Origin of the sequence: Veronia pacifica (assembly GCF_001707825.1) — a bacterium.
GTDB classification, from domain to species: domain Bacteria; phylum Pseudomonadota; class Gammaproteobacteria; order Enterobacterales; family Vibrionaceae; genus Veronia; species Veronia pacifica.
In genome coordinates this window covers 26536-43100 of the sequence record NZ_LYBM01000030.1, presented here as the reverse complement: position 1 = coordinate 43100, position 16565 = coordinate 26536, and the positions used below count along the sequence as shown (strand labels likewise).

At 47.5% G+C, this 16565-nt stretch carries 17 protein-coding genes; 12 read left to right on the top strand and 5 right to left on the bottom strand.

Annotation, left to right across the window (positions count from 1 at the left end; translation table 11 throughout):
* The first annotated feature begins 178 nt into the window (after positions 1 to 178).
* Genes A8L45_RS15440 through A8L45_RS15410 form a run of 8 tightly spaced genes read left to right on the top strand, consistent with a single transcriptional unit; the run spans position 179 to position 7153 of the window.
* Positions 179 to 646 carry a TRAP transporter small permease gene (locus tag A8L45_RS15440; RefSeq protein ID WP_068903858.1) on the top strand — a complete coding sequence of 156 codons (468 nt, stop codon included), beginning with the start codon at positions 179 to 181 and terminating at the stop codon, positions 644 to 646.
* On the top strand, positions 646 to 1515 hold the full coding sequence (locus tag A8L45_RS25540; protein WP_217492170.1) for a TRAP transporter large permease: 870 nt from the start codon (positions 646 to 648) through the stop codon (positions 1513 to 1515). Before A8L45_RS15440 ends, A8L45_RS25540 begins: the two co-directional genes overlap by 1 nt.
* The gene (locus A8L45_RS25535) at positions 1410 to 1949 is read left to right on the top strand and encodes a TRAP transporter large permease subunit (protein ID WP_217492173.1); all 540 of its coding nucleotides are present in this window, start codon (positions 1410 to 1412) and stop codon (positions 1947 to 1949) included. Before A8L45_RS25540 ends, A8L45_RS25535 begins: the two co-directional genes overlap by 106 nt.
* 26 nt (positions 1950 to 1975) lie before the next feature.
* Positions 1976 to 2980 carry a TRAP transporter substrate-binding protein gene (locus A8L45_RS15430; protein ID WP_068903856.1) on the top strand — a complete coding sequence of 335 codons (1005 nt, stop codon included), beginning with the start codon at positions 1976 to 1978 and terminating at the stop codon, positions 2978 to 2980.
* Between the two features lie 27 nt (positions 2981 to 3007).
* Complete coding sequence (locus A8L45_RS15425; protein ID WP_068903854.1) at positions 3008 to 3991, top strand: VOC family protein; 984 nt, start codon at positions 3008 to 3010, stop codon at positions 3989 to 3991.
* Between the two features lie 6 nt (positions 3992 to 3997).
* Entirely contained in the window at positions 3998 to 5503 is a 1506-nt protein-coding gene (mhpA, locus tag A8L45_RS15420) for a bifunctional 3-(3-hydroxy-phenyl)propionate/3-hydroxycinnamic acid hydroxylase MhpA (protein ID WP_068903853.1), read from the top strand.
* Entirely contained in the window at positions 5500 to 6342 is an 843-nt protein-coding gene (locus A8L45_RS15415) for a fumarylacetoacetate hydrolase family protein (RefSeq protein ID WP_068903851.1), read from the top strand. Before mhpA ends, A8L45_RS15415 begins: the two co-directional genes overlap by 4 nt.
* A gap of 37 nt (positions 6343 to 6379) precedes the next feature.
* A complete protein-coding gene (locus A8L45_RS15410) occupies positions 6380 to 7153 on the top strand; it encodes a DNA-binding transcriptional regulator (protein WP_068903849.1) in 774 nt (257 codons plus the stop codon).
* 51 nt (positions 7154 to 7204) lie between these two features.
* Here the strand turns inward: A8L45_RS15410 and A8L45_RS15405 are convergent, their stop codons facing one another.
* Entirely contained in the window at positions 7205 to 8830 is a 1626-nt protein-coding gene (locus tag A8L45_RS15405; RefSeq protein ID WP_068903847.1) for a sensor domain-containing diguanylate cyclase, read from the bottom strand.
* A 263-nt stretch (positions 8831 to 9093) separates the two neighbouring features.
* Between A8L45_RS15405 and cobB the strand changes: the two genes are divergently transcribed.
* Positions 9094 to 9801, top strand: a complete 708-nt coding sequence (gene cobB, locus A8L45_RS15400; RefSeq protein ID WP_068903842.1) for a Sir2 family NAD+-dependent deacetylase — start codon at positions 9094 to 9096, stop codon at positions 9799 to 9801.
* 169 nt (positions 9802 to 9970) lie between these two features.
* On the opposite strand, the gene A8L45_RS15395 is transcribed toward cobB, so the two are convergent.
* From A8L45_RS15395 to potA, 4 genes are all read right to left on the bottom strand, one after another.
* Entirely contained in the window at positions 9971 to 11011 is a 1041-nt protein-coding gene (locus A8L45_RS15395) for an extracellular solute-binding protein (protein WP_068903840.1), read from the bottom strand.
* Positions 11012 to 11131: 120 nt separating this feature from the next.
* Positions 11132 to 11902: a spermidine/putrescine ABC transporter permease PotC gene (potC, locus tag A8L45_RS15390; protein WP_068903838.1), complete on the bottom strand. Its 771-nt coding sequence runs from the start codon at positions 11900 to 11902 to the stop codon at positions 11132 to 11134.
* Positions 11899 to 12753, bottom strand: coding sequence for a spermidine/putrescine ABC transporter permease PotB (potB, locus tag A8L45_RS15385; RefSeq protein ID WP_068903836.1), 855 nt, complete (start codon positions 12751 to 12753; stop codon positions 11899 to 11901). Before potB ends, potC begins: the two co-directional genes overlap by 4 nt.
* Positions 12740 to 13855 carry a spermidine/putrescine ABC transporter ATP-binding protein PotA gene (gene potA / locus A8L45_RS15380; RefSeq protein ID WP_068903835.1) on the bottom strand — a complete coding sequence of 372 codons (1116 nt, stop codon included), beginning with the start codon at positions 13853 to 13855 and terminating at the stop codon, positions 12740 to 12742. The genes potB and potA overlap by 14 nt, the downstream gene beginning before the upstream one ends.
* Positions 13856 to 14189: 334 nt before the next feature.
* On the opposite strand from potA, the gene A8L45_RS15375 reads away from it, so the two are divergent.
* The 3 genes from A8L45_RS15375 to A8L45_RS15365 are packed head-to-tail and all read left to right on the top strand — an operon-like array spanning position 14190 to position 16419.
* Complete coding sequence (locus A8L45_RS15375) at positions 14190 to 14999, top strand: DUF2189 domain-containing protein (protein WP_068903834.1); 810 nt, start codon at positions 14190 to 14192, stop codon at positions 14997 to 14999.
* 32 nt (positions 15000 to 15031) lie between these two features.
* Positions 15032 to 15778 carry a glucosaminidase domain-containing protein gene (locus A8L45_RS15370; RefSeq protein ID WP_068903833.1) on the top strand — a complete coding sequence of 249 codons (747 nt, stop codon included), beginning with the start codon at positions 15032 to 15034 and terminating at the stop codon, positions 15776 to 15778.
* Positions 15775 to 16419, top strand: coding sequence for a DUF2987 domain-containing protein (locus A8L45_RS15365; protein ID WP_068903832.1), 645 nt, complete (start codon positions 15775 to 15777; stop codon positions 16417 to 16419). The genes A8L45_RS15370 and A8L45_RS15365 overlap by 4 nt, the downstream gene beginning before the upstream one ends.
* Positions 16420 to 16565 lie beyond the last annotated feature (146 nt).

Sequence of the window (16565 nt, the reverse complement as noted above, 5' to 3'; positions counted from 1 at the left end):
TTATTCCTGTGACAGAAAACCTCATCAAACCGACAGTTCTCTCCTATTTATCGCTTAAACACGAATTAATCATATAAAGCAAGGTTGTCCGCACAGTGGACGAACTGATGGGGTAGGTAGTCAATATAACGTATCACCACTAACGTTAATGACATTAAAAATGTCTTGGAGTGGCGGTATGAGCAGCGAAGCATTGACCCGTATTTCTTTAGTTCTGTCAGCCCTGTGCTTTCTGGGAGGTGCTGTTGTTACGGTTATTGATGTGTTGATGCGAGCAATGTCTGGTAGCCATTTGCCAGGTGTTATAGAGACCACAACATTACTTATTGGCCTTGGAGCCTTGCTCTCTATGCCAGCCTGCTACCTCAAAGATGCCAACGTGACGGCACGGTTACTCAGTGAACTGAGGCCAAACATTTTTAAATATTCACTGGCGATATTTGGCGCCATGTTCTCACTGTTTTTTTCTCTTTTGATGTTTTGGATCATGACAATGTACAGCGTGGAGAGTTGGGGAAGCCCTGAAACCACGCCTGATCTGGCCTTACCTAAAGACGTGTTAATCACAATTGTTACGGTGTCGTTTCTGGTCGCCGTAGTTGCAGCCGCTAAACGTGCTGTTATTGCTTTTAAAGGAGATGCCTGATGGATGACGGACTGTTCCTTGGCGGTATTGGGTTTGCTGTCACCTTAGTGTTGATTCTTCTCGAAGTACCCGTCGGTATTGCGATGGGGCTTGTCGCGATCGCTGGTTGTACTTTTGTGATTGGCGCTGAAGGTATGATGACCATAGGCGCAACGACAGTATGGGAATCGCTGACTAACTATACGCTGGCTATGCTGCCTTTGTTTGTATTTATGGGAAACGTTGCCTCCCAGAGCGGGTTGTCCAGCCGCCTTTATGAAGCAATGAGAACCTTATTGGGACACAAACGAGGTGGATTGGCGTTGGCAACAATTGGTGCGTCCGCAGGTTTTGGGATGATTTCCGGCTCGTCACTGGCAACAACGGCGACCATGGGGAGAATTGCCTTACCTGAAATGCGTCGCGCAGGATACACCGACAGCCTGTCATCGGGCACTGTAGCAGCGGGGGGCACATTGGGTATCCTCATTCCACCCTCGACTGTCCTTGTTATCTATGCGTTTCTGGCAGAGCAGTCCATCCGGCAGCTATTGCTTGCTACGGCAGGCCCGATCTCATTGGCTATCCTGTTGTATTTTGCCGCAATCTGGTTTTCTATCAGGCTAGGTCGCTCCAATTCTGACAAAAGCGTCAAAGCCACCCGCGCTGAGAGGGCACATGCTTTGAAAGAGCTGGGGCCACCGGTCGGTGTGTTTAGCCTGATCATGGCAGGCCTATACAGTGGCTATTTCACTGCAAATGAAACGGCAGCTGTCGGTCTTGCATTGGTTCTGAGTTATGGCATCTTCAGTCGCCGTTTATCAAAAGAAGGCTTCATAGCGCCGCAACCGACACAGCAAAGACCTGTGGCGCACTGTATCTGGTATTAATTGCGGCCAATCTGTTTAACTTTTTTCTGGCGTTGTCCGATCTTCCTTTCTCTCTGACATCGCTGTTTTCCGACATTCTCACTTCACCTCTCACCGTCATTTTACTCATGAGCGCGATTTATCTGGTGCTGGGCACTTTGATGGATAGCCTTGCGATGCTACTGCTGACCGTACCTCTCTTTGTGCCTATCGCTGATGCTGCAGGTATCAATTTGGTGTGGTTTGGCATCTATGTCGTGATGGTGGTTGAAATGGGATTAATCACCCCACCTGTAGGTATGAATCTGTTCGTTCTCAAAACGACAAACAGCGACATACCTATGGTTGCACTCTGGAAAGGCGTCATGCCCTTTGTCGTTGCGGATGTTATTCGTATCGGGCTGATCATCGCCTTTCCCGCACTGGTCATGTGGCTGCCCGAGGCTGCCCGTTGAGTGCGAGACTCAAGGAGGAATTATCTATGATACATATCATGCGTTTACCCTTAACCCGTTGCCTCATTGCAGGCCTCATTGCCGCTTGCAGTTTTGGTGTCAATGCGAAGCAAATGCGGGTCTCATCGTTTGAACCGGCAAAAGGCTTTTTTTCCCAAACACTTCAGGCATGGATAGATGAAGTGAATCCCAAACTGTCAAAAGGTAACCGATTCAAACTTTATCCCGGTTCAATACTGGGTGCGCCACCAGCACAGGCAGAGCTCGTTGCCAAAGGAGTGGCAGATGTGGCCTTTGTTGTGCCCACTTACACCGCAGGCCTTTTTCCAATGACAACGGTGGCAGAAATTCCCGGTATTGCTGGTGATGCAGCCACGGGAACAAAAGTGCTCAATACCCTTAATGCTGAGGGGCTGCTCGGTAATGAGTTTTCAGACTACAAAGCGATCGCTCTGTTCACAACGCCGGGTTACCGGATTTTCAGTGCTGACAGACAGGTGAAAATGCCGGGTGATCTTAGTGGGATAAAAATGCGTTCTCCTTCCCCTTATGGTTCTCAGCTTCTAAATCAACTAGGAGCATCCGGCGTGCCCATCCCAGCTCCTCAGGTGTATGAGAACATTGAACGTAATGTGGTCAGCAGCGCGGCATGGACCATGGATGCCTACCGCACTTTCCGTCTTTACGAAGTAGCTCCTAATGTGACTAACAGCCGTTTCATTGCTACGCCTCTTGTGTTCCTCATGAACAAAAAGACCTATGACAGATTACCGGCAAAGGATAAGGCGGCTATTGACGACATGTCCCTTGCTGAGAGAAGCGCCTGGGTTGCTGACCGGATAGATCGTGGCGAAGCCGAAATTGAAAAAGCGATGAGAGAAAATGCCAAGATAAATTTTGTAGACCTCACTGAGGAGCAAAAAGCGGCATGGGACGCATCATTTAAAGATGCCCGCAAACTCTGGCTTTCAGGTAAACCGGAAAATGCCAGCAAAGTACTGAAGCGGGCATTGGAGATCGCCAGCCGCTAACTGGAGCGGCTGCGAGAGGGGGCAACTGTGGCAATTTGTGCATTAGGTTATCTGGGCATTCATTCAGACAAATTAAGCGAATGGTCAGCATTTGCCGGAAAAATTCTGGCTATGCAGGAAGTTGACCGTGGCGGAAAAACGTCTGTATTTCGCATGGATGACAGACAACAGCGCCTGCTTATTTCGGGAGAAAAAGGGGATACCCTCGCATTTATGGGCTGGGAGGTCAGTCATCATGATGATCTCAACATGTACGCCGCAAGGCTCGATAATGCCGGGTATCCTGTTTTCTGGGGCGGGCGCGAATTGGCGGACAGACGCTTTGTCGACGAGATGATTTGGTTCCTGGATCCGATGGGAAATCGCGTTGAGCTCGTGTTTAACCCTATGCTGAGCAGTGATCCCTTTGTTCCCGGCAGACCCATAGATGGCTTCAACACCGGGCCATTAGGCATGGGGCATGCTGTGCTGCATGTCGATAATCTGGACACCATGCTGCCGTTTTATCGCGATGTGCTTGGTTTTAATGTTTCAGACTACGGCCTGTCGCCATACGGTATGTATTTTTTCCATGTTAATGGTCGTCATCATAGCTTTGCCATGATTGGCTCCGGTCAGCAGGGTTTTCATCATTTTATGGTGGAATTTACAAACCTTGATGATGTCGGACAAGGCTATGATTTGGCACAGTTACAGGACAAAGAAGACACCATTGCCTACACGCTTGGCCGCCACACCAATGACCATATGACGTCCTATTACGCCTACACACCATCTGGCTTCTTTGTTGAGAGTGGCTGGGGTGGTCTGGTCATTGACCCTGACACATGGGAGCCACACGAGACGACACTCGGTCCCAGTTTTTGGGGTCACGAGAGATTGTATTTACCCGAAGACGGCGGACGAAAACGCTTGAGAGAGATGCGACTTAAAGCGGCTGCTGAAGGTCACAGGGCACCTCCCGTGATTGATTGTCCGTGGCTTTACGGTGCCCTGAAAAAAGCAAGGTAAGCAAATATGAAAAATAATGATTTCCATGACACCTATGATGTCGTGGTGGTTGGTCTCGGCCCGGTCGGAGCCACACTGGCCAACTTACTTGGCATGCTTGGCATCAAGGTATTGGTGCTCGATCGTGAAGCAGAAGCCTATCATCTGCCAAGAGCCGTTCATTTTGATGATGAAGTGATGCGTGTTTTTCAATGGATAGGCATCGCAGACGAGCTATTGCCCGAGATCAGAATCAACCCTGGCATGCGCTTCCAATCACCGGATGGGACACTGCTCCTTGATTGGCCAAGACCCTTGGAAGAGGGCCCTCATGCATGGCATCCCAGCTGGCGATTTCACCAACCGGATCTGGAGCGTATATTGCGCTCAAAACTGACCACCTATGACTCGGTCACCGTCCGCTGCCGAGCAGAGGCCTTCATGGTGGAAGACAAGGGTGATGGCGTTGAAGTGCGCTTTGAAGATATGGCAATGGGTGAGATTCATCGAGTAACAGCCCAATATGCTGTCGGATGCGATGGTGCCCGATCACTGGTGCGGCGCTTTATTGAGTCAAGAATGAAAGATTTTGGCTTTCATGAGCGTTGGCTGGTTGTCGATGTTCTTCTCAATCAGGATAAACCGGAACTGGGTGACCACTCCATTCAGTTCTGCGATCCCAACAGGCCAGCGACCTACGTCAGAGGGCCGAAAAACCGCAGACGCTGGGAGATCACTGTGCTGCCTGAGGAGAGTAATACAGCGGTGACCAAAGACAGCTTTGTCTGGCAATTGCTCTCGCCTTGGCTTACGCCTGATGAAGCCACTTTAGAGAGAAGTGCGGTATATACCTTTCACTCGTTGTCAGCTGAGGTCTGGCAGAAAGGTCGGTTACTGGTAGCCGGAGATGCCGCACATCAGACGCCACCTTTTATGGGACAGGGAATGTGTGCCGGGATCCGCGATGCCGCCAATCTGGCGTGGAAGCTTGCTGAATCTGTTGAGCAGGGAGATGGCGATACTTTACTGGAGAGCTATCAGAGTGAGAGGCAGCCCAATGCAGAAGCGTATATTTCAAAAGCGATAGCACTGGGCAGGCTGATCAATACCGTTGACAGTGAGCCCGCTTTGCGTGCCGCGATGTCGGGAGAAGATGGCAATAAAAAAATGCAGTCTCTCTACCCGATACTTGGCCCTGGATTGGGTACGGGCGCGAATGCGGGGAAGCAGTTTGGTCAGCCAAGAATGCTCGATGGAAGCAGGATGGACGAACACATAGGCTATCGCTATGTTTATGTCACCACCGATGACATCGCTGTTGACCTGCGTTCACTCACTTCGCTTCCCGTTATCTCCGTCAGCGAGACCCAAAATGGGGCAGATTATCTGATGCAACTTGAGACCAAAGGTGTCCTCCTGCGGCCTGACAGGTACATTCTTGGCTGCGGTGAGACCGTTAATGCGCTGGCTGAGCTGGTCAACACCCTGCCTCAGCATTATCAACAAAAGAAACGAAAAGGAATGATGATATGAAACTTTGCTCTTTCCGTACTGATGCTCAGGCATCATTTGGCGTTGTCATTGAGGGAGGGATCATTGATCTTGGCCGTCGGGTAGACGCAACGTCGCTCAGGGAATTTATTGCCGATGACGGACTTTCAAAGGCCAGTGCTTTTTTGTCTGAAGAGCCCGATTATCAATTTGATGAAGTGGAACATCTGCCTGTCATTACAAATCCCGATAAAATTATTTGTGTTGGCCTTAACTACCATGCGCATATCAGCGAGACTGGCCGTGAAGAAACGCCTAACCCTGTTTTGTTTTCTCGTTTCTCCGGCAGTCAGATTGGACACCAACAGCCAATGTTGAAGCCTTTGGAGTCAGACAAGTTTGACTACGAAGGTGAGCTTGCAGTGATCATTGGAAAAGAATGCCGTCGTGTCAGCGAAGACGATGCGTTGTCTGTCGTGGCCGGTTATGCCTGTTATAACGATGGCTCAGTCAGGGACTGGCAAAAACATACTCATCAGTTTATGCCGGGCAAAACCTTTTATGCGACAGGACCTTTTGGTCCATGGATGGTAACCGCTGACGAGATCCCGGATCCGTCCAAACTACATTTACAAACTCGCCTCAACGGTGAAGTCATGCAGGATACAACCACTGATCTGATGATTGCCTCAATACCGCGGTTAATCTCATATTGTTCAACTATTCTTCCATTGTTACCAGGCGATGTGATTGTCTCGGGCACGCCGGGCGGTGTCGGCGCGAGAAGAACGCCTCCCGTCTTCATGAAAGAGGGTGATGTGTGTGAAATTGAGATCTCAAATATAGGCATATTGCGAAATATCATCATGGCAGAGAAGTAGCGATTCGTGCTGTCTCAGGACGATTGACGGAGAAATAATGGAAAAACGCAGATCCGAATCAGTCAGGGCACTCCGGCGCGGGCTGGATGTTCTGAAATTCGTGAATCGCTCCGGGGTATGTAAAGTTGCAGACATCGCTTCGGGCTTGGATATTCCAAGATCGACAGTGTATCGACTGCTTGAGACACTTGAAGAGGAGGGGTATATCGCTTTCTCTCCAACATCTAAAAGGGTCCGTGTTACCCGGTTGGCTGCGTCTTTGGGTGATGGCTATGCAACCAAGTCAGAAGTTTGCCAACTTGCAGGACCTCTCTTTGCTCGTTACTCGCAAAAACTTGTCTGGCCTCTGGATTTATCGACATATGAAGACGCGGCGATGGTGATACAAGAAACCACGCATGGCCGAAGTCCGCTGTCTATTGACCGTGGCATGTCAGGGTTTCGATTACCTATGCTGAGGACATCACCCGGTCGTTGCTACCTCGCGCATTGTCCACCGGAGGAACGTTCACTCATCATTGAGCATATTCGTCGAATTGATGATCCAATGGACAGTGAATTTATCTCTGGTCAAGCACTGACTGCGACGCTAAGAGAGATACAAAAGGACGGCCTTGCGAGCAGAGTGGGAGAGGCGTTTCAATCTAAAACATCCTCTATTGCTGTACCGGTATTTTCCAGTGGCAGGATCATTGCCTGTGTGTCTATGGTGTGGACGCGAGAAGCATTGACGCTAAGACAAGCACTGTTACTTGCCCGTGATGATTTAAAAGACATTGCTCATCAGCTACAGCAGGCACTGGATCAGTAACTTTCAGAACGGGCTCCACCTTTTCATGAGATGGCATACTCGAGTACAAGATCATCGGGTCTGCATTTTGGGTGTGTCGGAGGTGTAGAAGTGAAAGAAGTTCTTGCCATTGTTTTTCACGTAATACATGGCACTGTCTGCTTGCTCAATTAGGGTATGAAGATTTTTACTTTTTTGCGGAAAAAGGCTGATGCCCAGACTTGAACCGACGGTAGCACTTTGTTCATGGCCAATATCAATAGATTGAGCAATTTTAGTTTGTAAGTCTGTCGCTATGTCTGTCACTGCTGATTCATACTCCGGGCTATACGAAAACCCAATCAGGAATTCGTCACCGCCCCAGCGAGAGACAACATCTGAACTTCTAAAAAACTGCCGGATTCTTTTCGCCACATCAATGATCACCTTGTCGCCCGCATCGTGACCATACGTATCATTGACGTTTTTAAAGCCATCTAAATCAATCATCATCAGTGCGAAGTAACGCCCTGTGTCTTCCGCCTGTCGTAATCCAGCAGACAACTTACTCATTGCCGCCCGGCGATTGAGTAAATGTGTGACAGGGTCATGTTCAGCTTCAAAGATAATATTCTGCTCGCGTTCTGCACGCTCAGTAATGTCATAGACGACCAGTTCCAATAGCGTAGTATCCGGGTCATCCAAATCCTCTACTTTTGATAATAAACAGTGCACCCACCGATCAGGGCTTTTTAGCTTTCGGCGTAACAGAATATCGATGGACGTGAACGCATTACCCGGCTTTGTCCGAAATTCCTCTAACAAATCCTGCATTTCACTTTTGTCATTAAAGAAATAGAAAAAATCAGCGTTTTTAAAATTTTCTGGCTCAGCAATCACCGTTTGCCCAAACAGCCGCATCAAGGCCGGGTTGGCTACCACCAAACGATTATCACCATCAATCAGACCGATACCTGCACTGGCTCGCTCGAAAATAAAACGGAATTTTCTCGACAGGGCTTCATTTTTAACATTCAGCTGGCGCTCATTCTCAATCGTCTCCTGAACAGAGTCGAGCAGTGTATTCAAATCGCCAACCAAATCTGAAATCTCGTTATCTTCATGGCCCTGCGGTGTATCAATTCGGTCATCTTCCCCCGGAGTGATCTGATGAAACTGGTGGGCGATTTGTTTCATTGGTTGTGTCAGTATTTTACTGACAATCAAAAACGCGAGAATAGACACCAGAAGGGAATAAACCAGTAGCATCAATACCGGATACTTCAGCGGCGAAATAACAGATTCGAACAGGTTGTCACTGGCATGATAGAGATCAATACGGCCAAGTGCTTTGCCATCAGATGTTTTGATCGGTAACACGGTATGGATATCTAACCCGGAGGGCGAGTATGCGGTTGCGGTAGAGGAAAAATTACCTTTTAGACTGGTTCCTTTTGCCAGTTTGGCGTCCGTGATCACCCGCAATAAATCAAGGGATTGCTGGATGTCTTCATCCAGACCAATTTCTAATTGTGCAATCAGCAATTTATCCACACCGCTGGCGTAAACCGCTTCTTTTACTGACTGTCGTATTGTCTCTGTGTGGCTCTGGTATGACGTGAAAAGCAGAATCAACGCGATCAAAGAGGCGAACAACAGTGATCCAGATGTGACACCCGCAGCAACTCTGAAATGGATTTTGCTATTTATGATAGTCAACTCAACATACCATGAAAGATATTGATTAATATTGCTTTAAGAAGCACTTTTTTCTGTCTGCCTCAAACCGCAACGCGGAATAGAGAAGAGCTGAGCACTGTCGAAATAATAACTATATCAATGAAAATACCTGTTAAGTATGGCTTAAAAAGGCTTAACCATATGCAAATTAACGGGGGTTTCACTTTTATGAGAGTGCTGCCTTTGATGAGACAGAGAAAGTCCGATAAAACCGCATTTAGATAACCGAAGGACTTTTCCCTATGCAGTTTCCTTATCAAAATATTGTTGTTCTCACGGGTGCTGGCATTTCTGCTGAGTCGGGGATCAGAACGTTTCGTGCCCAGGATGGGCTGTGGGAAGAGCATCATATTGAAGATGTTGCGACACCAGAGGGATATGAGAGAAACCCTGAGTTGGTTCAACGCTTTTATAACGAGAGGCGACAACAGCTACACGGTGTTATAGAGCCTAACAATGCACACCTTGCGCTGGCGAGGCTGGAGCGGGAAATTGAGGGTAAGGTGACGGTTGTCACTCAAAACATCGATAACCTGCATGAGCGAGCAGGGAGTCAGAATATTATTCATATGCACGGTGAACTCCTCAAAGCGCGGTGCACAACATCCGGTCAGGTCATTGACTGGCCGGGAGATTTGAATACCGAAGATCTTTGTCACTGCTGTCAGATACCTTCACCGATTAGACCCCATATTGTCTGGTTTGGCGAAATGCCAATCGCAATGGACAAAATTCATGATGTGCTGGTGGAGGCTGATTTGTTTATTTCGATAGGTACATCAGGTGCGGTATATCCGGCGGCAGGATTCGTCCATGAAGCCAGCATTTATGGCGCACATACTATCGAGGTCAACCTTGAACCCAGCGCGGTGGAAAGTGAGTTTGCTGAGAAGCGTTACGGCAAAGCCACTGAGCTGGTGCCTGAACTGGTTAATGAGTTACTTGCCTAATGTGGCATTGGGTAAATGAATTGTCTTTAATGGCTATGGGTGTTTTCCCTTCGCTGCTTGAGTAAAACGACTGGCGGGAGTCGTTAAGGAACAGGAATAAAAAAACAGCACCTCGAGTGCTGTTTTCGTTACGACGTCACTTATTAGACGGTGATCATCACTGACCCCATTACTGACCCGCCTTTAACTTTTGGAAGTAGCTTTCATACAGGGCATTGGCTTCACCCACTGAGCTTTGCCATTCACCCGCATTCATTACGTCCTGAGGTGGGTAAATGCTTGGGTCATCTTTGAATGCCTTTGGCAGCAATGGGTAAGCGGCCTTCACTGGCGTTGGATATCCAATTTCCATCGCCAGTTTGGCTGCATTTTCAGGTCGCAACAGAAAATCAATCATCTTATGCGCGGCATCAACATTTTTCGATGAACTTGGAATAGCCAGGCTGTCCATCCAGAAAATAGCACCTTCTTTAGGCCATACGATATCGATAGGCACTTCTTCTTTACGGGCTACATAAGCAGAGCCATTCCACAGCATGCCAAGAGAGACTTCACCCGCCATGTACGGGTTAGCAGGAAAGTCAGAGTTGAATACGCGGACATTCGACATCAAGGTCTTCAGTTCTTTGTAAGCCGCTTCAATTTCTTTCGGATCTTGGGTGTTTGCTGAGTAGCCAAGTTTGCGCAGCGCAATGTGGAAAAACTCGCGGGCGTCATCCATCATCATTAACTGGCCTTCCCATTCAGGGTTCCATAAATCCGCCCATGATGACACCTGGTCTTTATCCATAAACTCGGTATTTACACCAATCCCGGTTGCGCCCCAAATATAAGGCACAGAGTAGTCGTTACCCGGATCAAAAGGCTTGTCGAGATTGTTAGGATCCAGTCCTTTGAAGTGTGGCAATTTAGACTTGTCGATTTTCTGCAACATGCCTTCTTCACGCATTTTTGCCACGTAGTAGGTAGATGGAACAACGAGGTCATAGCCTTCAGGATGGGTCTTTAATTTGGCATACATACTCTCGTTAGACTCGTACGTTGAGTAGATAACTTTTATGCCAGTTTCCTTGGTGAAATCTTCCAGCACGTCCTGCGGGATGTACTCTGACCAGTTATAGAAATACAGTTCTTCCTCTGCAGCCACTGTGCCAGATGTCACTGATAGCGCCAGGGCGCCGCCCAGCAAGAACTTAGACCATGATTTCATGGAGAGCTCCTCGTTTTTATGTTTATATCGTTGAGAAGAATAACGGGTGAGAAAACTCACCCGTGACTGATAAATGCGAAAGGCACCGGGTTTACCGCCGTGCCTGATAGTGAAAATGTGTTAGCGCACTTTGTCTCGTGCCAGCAGTTGCGAACATATCACCATGAAGAGTGAGACGATCAGCATCAGAGTCGCCAGGGCATTGACCTCAGGAGAGACACCTACTTTGACCATGGAGTAAATCTTTAACGGCAGGATCTCATAGCTTGGCCCGGTCACAAAAGAGCTGACAATGACATCATCAAGCGACAGAGTGAAACTTAGTAGCCAGCCTGCAGCGACAGCGGGTGCGGCGAGAGGCAAAATGATCTTACTGAGAATGACCCACTCATTAGCGGCAAGGTCTTTCGCCGCTTCAAGCATTCTGACATCAAAGCCATTAAGGCGGCTGTACACAGTCACCACCACAAACGGCAGGCAAAAGGTAATGTGCGACAACAACAGAGTCAGAAAGCCCAGATGAGCACCCATTAACACAAATAACGCCAGCAAAGAGATCGCCATAACAATGTCAGGTGACATCATCACCACGAACAGCATACCGTTGACAAAGTTTTTGCCACGGAACTGATAGCGATACAGTGCAACGGCCGTCAGGCTGCCAATTAACGCAGCCGCGGTCGCAGAGATCACGGCGATAGTCAGCGAGTTACCCGCCGCCTGCACCAGACTGTCGTTTGTCACCAGTTGCTCATACCACTTTGTGGTGAAGCCTTTCCATTTCATCCCGAACTTACTGGCGTTAAACGAGTTAACAATCAGAATGATGATAGGAATATATAAAAATGCATAAACCAGCGTCATAAAGCTGGTTTTAAATAAACGATTCATTCCAGCTCCACCTTCCTGTTAAGCAATTTACCCACCCGCCAGTATGCGAACAGCATCAGTCCCATCAGCACTGTCAGCGAGATACTCGCCGCCGAACCAAACGGCCAGTCTCGTACGTTCAGGATCTGAGATTTGATAACGTTACCAATTAACAGGTTCTTTGCTCCGCCCAAAAGATCCGACACGTAGAACATACCCAGAGCAGGGAGGAGAACTAACAGACAACCGGCAATGATGCCCGGCATCGTCAGGGGAACAACCACTTTAAAGAAGCTTTGCAGTTTGCTGGCACCGAGATCTTTTGCTGCCTCTAGGTAGCTGTTATCCAGTTTCTCAATACTTGAATAGAGAGGGAGGATCATAAAGGGCAGGAGGATGTATACCAAACCCACCATAACCGCATACTCTGTGTACATGATTCGCAGGGGCTTATCAATTATTCCGATAGACAGCAGGGACTCGTTGAGCAATCCGCGTGTGCCGAGAAAAATTTTGAGGCCATAAGTACGGATTAAGGAATTGGTCCAGAACGGCACAATAACCAGAAACAGCATAATAGGCCGCATCTTTTCCGGCATTCTGGCAATCACGTAAGCAAACGGATAACCAATTAACAGGCAAAGCAGGGTAGCAATGGCCGCCATATAAAAAGAGTGCCACACCACCTTGGCATAAAGCGGGTCAAGCAGCTTGGCATAGTTGCTTAAGGTGAACGTCATCTCAACCAGATTTGCATCATCGCGGGTTAGAAAACTCGTGATAATGATCATCAGATTCGGAATAAAGACAAACAGCAACAACCAGCCAACTATCAGGCCAATAATGGCGTTCTGTAAATTAATCTTCTTCATCAGGCAGTACCACTTCCCAGCTTTCAACCCAGGTGACAGCGACTTTCTGATTCAGTGAGTGGTCAACATCCGGGTCATCTTCATTGAAGAATTCGCTCACCATCACTGATTTACCCGATTCAAGCTCAACCACGGAATCTAATGTCATGCCCTTGTAATTACGCTCTCTGACATAACCGACAATGCCACTTGCCGCGTCACCGTTATGAAGCTCTTCCAGACGCAAATCCTCTGGTCTCAACAGCACTTTGATTTCATCACCGGTAGACACATCCAAGTCACAGAACACCTGACATTGTCGTCCTTCAACAGTCGCAGTGATCCGTTTCTCATCAAGACGCTCAATAACGGTGGCATCGAAGACGTTAATTTCGCCAATAAAGCGCGCGACAAAGAGATTTTTCGGCTCTTCGTAAATCTCACGGGGTGAGCCATCCTGCTCAATGTCACCACTACGCATCACAATAATACGGTCTGACATCGACAGAGCTTCTTCCTGATCATGGGTAACAAATATGAAGGTAATGCCCAGCTTGCGTTGAAGCTGTTTCAACTCCATCTGCATTTTTTTACGCAGTTTGTAATCAAGCGCAGAAAGCGACTCATCAAGCAAAAGGACTTTGGGTTTATTCACAACTGCACGCGCTATGGCAACACGTTGTTGCTGGCCGCCCGATAACTGATGAGGTTTACGCGGTGCGAACTGATCCAGTTGCACCATACGAAGCGCTTCCATCACCCGGGGTTCTATCTCGTTCTCATTGACCTTCTGCATTCTCAGGCCAAAAGCGACGTTCTCAAAGACCGTCATGTGCGGGAAAAGCGCGTAACTTTGGAAGACAGTATTTACATGACGATTTTCAGCGGGGATACGTGTGACATCTTGGTCAGCGAGAAGGATTTTTCCTTCATCGGCATCTTCAAGACCCGCTATGAGCCTAAGGACAGTTGTTTTACCACAACCTGAAGGACCGAGAATGGTAAGAAACTCACCATGGTTAACATCCAGGTTAAAATCACTGATGATTTTTTTACCGTCAAAGCTTTTGCATAAATCTCTAAGCTGTACGACGGGTTTGTTATTGGCTTGTGTCGCGTTCAATTCTTCTATCTCTCCTAAATCGCGGGCGATTAGTTAATGAATTTCCCCAAAAAAATAGAAGCGCATGATAGACGTGCGAACATGTAAGTTAAAGCGTTTTTTAACAATATCCGCTATGCATAATCATGAAACTAGCCAGACATATTTCATGCCCGGTTAATGCGTTTAATTTTTGTTCTTGTAGCCCGACATCAACCACCCTCTCGGGCAATGGCGGCAAAGTATACCGCTTATAAAAAACGCAAAAAAGGAACTTGGCTGAGATCCCATAGGTGATTTCATCTATAACTTAAGAGAACACCTCAAATTTTCATTTGATGGATAAATGTCCAATATGAAAGAAAAAGAACTCAATAATGAGCTAAATATTGGTGGCTCCATAGATAAGGCGCTTAAAGGCACGTACTCGCTGAGTGCAATAAATATTCTAGATGAGGCCGTTACCCTCACGACGAAACAATTTTGGCGTTTTCTGCCCGCGATGCTGCTTTTATTTCTGGCGAATGTTTCGGTGTGGCTGGTGGTTATTTCTTTAGCAATTGAAAATCCGTCAAGCATTTTACAGTCTTTGGGAAGAGCAGAACCATTTACCCTTGAGCAGGGTGCGGCAATGAGAATAGCTTCGTTCTGTAGTACGGTGATCTGTGCACCTCTATACGCAGGTGCCAGCCTGATGGGACTGAGCCATGCTATTGGTTTTGATACAAAGCCCCGTCATCTGCTTAAAGGTTTGGCTTACGCGTCGGCCATTACTTTTGCTATTCTTGTGACAACGTCACTACAAACATTTGCTAATTATCTTCTGCCTCTGCTTGGGCTCTATTTTGGTATCGCCTTTTCAATGACGCCCTTATTGGTCTGTGAGAAAGAGATGCGGGTAACCGAGGCAATGTGGGTTTCGCTTAGAGCTGTGACAAAAAAACTGTTACCATTATGCGCTGTTTATGTGGTCATAGCAGGGCTATTCGTGCTTTCCCTTATTACTGTCGGTTTAGCACTGTTTTGGGCATTACCCTTTTTGTTTAATGTAAAAGGCATTGTTTATCGCGAAATGTTTGGCGTAGGCATTTCTGTTACTGTCGCAGAAGATAAACCTGAACCATTTGATGATGAGCAAGGACCTCGAGGTTACTTTGACGCTTGAATAGATGTAAATTTGCTGTCGTTGTAATAGCAATGAGTACGACGATCACCGCCTGTCAACCACCTGCTAATAAGACGCAAGTCCCGGAAAATGAGCCACACAGCGCTCACTACTCTTCCGCAGCGGCTAAACCAGACTTTTCATCGATCACCGATGTGAACGAAAAAAAAGCCGCGTTCTTTTCCTATCTCAGACCAGCTGTTGAACAGGCAAACCGAGATGCCCTGAATACGAGAGAGCATCTTCTCTCCCTCAGTAAAAAACAGACTCTTTCTACAAATGACGTCGCGTACTTGCGCGAGCTTGCGGTGAGATACGACGTGGATTTTGGCCATCGGCCACCGGACTCCACGTGGTTCGCACAAATGTTATCAAGAGTTGACATCATTCCCGTATCGTTGGTTTTAGTGCAGGCAGCAAAAGAATCAGGCTGGGGGACATCACGGTTTGCCGTTGAAGGGAATAACTACTTTGGTCAGTGGTGCTATCAGCGAGGCTGCGGAATGGTGCCGAATCAACGCTCCAGTGATAAAACACATGAGGTCGCTGTTTTTGACTCTGTATCAGACTCGGTTAATGCATATTTTATCAACATCAATCGCAATGATGCGTATGCCGGGGTCAGAGAAATTCGCAGGCAACTCAGAGAAAAGGGGGATATGCTGGATGCAGCGATGCTCGCTGACGGCTTGACCCGATATTCTGAACGTGGTCAGATTTACGTCGATGAAGTAAAAGACATGCTTCGGCACAACAATAAGTTTTGGAGACAAGGATGAGCAAACGTATAGCGGCTTTGCTGGTGGCTCTTCTATTCGCTCCCTGCGCCTCGGCAACTCAGCTAACGTTCAGTTATAGTAAGCTCTACGCCCAGCTCAAACATAATCAGGGTGTCGATCATCCGGCAGTCAAAGTGGGTTATTTTATGGTTTCCCCTAATACTGGCGAGGTATGCCGGATAACCAAGGCGTGGATGACCAAAAAAGACAATTACGAAGCAATTTCTGTCCCTGAATCTCAGGAATTGCTGCTGCCAATAGACCGCCACTTAAAAAAAGTAAACCCTGACGTCTTTATCGTCACCGATGGGGATATTCCCTGTGATATATCCTATCAGGTGATGACAACCGATACGTTTTCACAAGGCATATCGCATCAACAACTGGTTGACATATTACCGCAAATGAACGCCATGATGGCTGACCTTGGCGGTATGTTGTCCTCATGGTTTATGCCAGAAGTAAAAGGCGTCACTGTGCACTTTAGCCAGCCTGTGAATCATTTAACGACCAACACAGGAAATATAATTGATGTGAAAAATAAGATGGCCATCCTACACCCTGATATTCTGAGTAAAAATGAGAGGGTACTGTTTACATCACCCCCGGTAAAAATTACCCCTTGGATCCCGAGAGACTGACATAGCATTTAACGAAACAAGTAGGCGGGCTATTTTTCATCAGCACCGTCTTTGGGTAGCCGCAACCCAGCATCAGGGAGAGAATTGTTTTCACCTTAAGTAAAAATCCGTATAATCCGCCCCCTTAAATATATCCAACCATAAAA

What these genes read in the sequence shown, in the direction of transcription:
- A8L45_RS15440 (WP_068903858.1), top strand. Translation starts at nt 179, where the DNA reads ATGAGCAGCGAAGCATTGACCCGTATTTCTTTAGTTCTGTCAGCCCTG.
- A8L45_RS25540 (WP_217492170.1), top strand. Translation starts at nt 646, where the DNA reads ATGGATGACGGACTGTTCCTTGGCGGTATTGGGTTTGCTGTCACCTTA.
- A8L45_RS15430 (WP_068903856.1), top strand. Translation starts at nt 1,976, where the DNA reads ATGATACATATCATGCGTTTACCCTTAACCCGTTGCCTCATTGCAGGC.
- mhpA (WP_068903853.1), top strand. Translation starts at nt 3,998, where the DNA reads ATGAAAAATAATGATTTCCATGACACCTATGATGTCGTGGTGGTTGGT.
- A8L45_RS15415 (WP_068903851.1), top strand. Translation starts at nt 5,500, where the DNA reads ATGAAACTTTGCTCTTTCCGTACTGATGCTCAGGCATCATTTGGCGTT.
- A8L45_RS15410 (WP_068903849.1), top strand. Translation starts at nt 6,380, where the DNA reads ATGGAAAAACGCAGATCCGAATCAGTCAGGGCACTCCGGCGCGGGCTG.
- cobB (WP_068903842.1), top strand. Translation starts at nt 9,094, where the DNA reads ATGCAGTTTCCTTATCAAAATATTGTTGTTCTCACGGGTGCTGGCATT.
- A8L45_RS15395 (WP_068903840.1), bottom strand. Translation starts at nt 11,011, where the DNA reads ATGAAATCATGGTCTAAGTTCTTGCTGGGCGGCGCCCTGGCGCTATCA.
- potC (WP_068903838.1), bottom strand. Translation starts at nt 11,902, where the DNA reads ATGAATCGTTTATTTAAAACCAGCTTTATGACGCTGGTTTATGCATTT.
- potB (WP_068903836.1), bottom strand. Translation starts at nt 12,753, where the DNA reads ATGAAGAAGATTAATTTACAGAACGCCATTATTGGCCTGATAGTTGGC.
- A8L45_RS15375 (WP_068903834.1), top strand. Translation starts at nt 14,190, where the DNA reads ATGAAAGAAAAAGAACTCAATAATGAGCTAAATATTGGTGGCTCCATA.
- A8L45_RS15370 (WP_068903833.1), top strand. Translation starts at nt 15,032, where the DNA reads ATGAGTACGACGATCACCGCCTGTCAACCACCTGCTAATAAGACGCAA.
- A8L45_RS15365 (WP_068903832.1), top strand. Translation starts at nt 15,775, where the DNA reads ATGAGCAAACGTATAGCGGCTTTGCTGGTGGCTCTTCTATTCGCTCCC.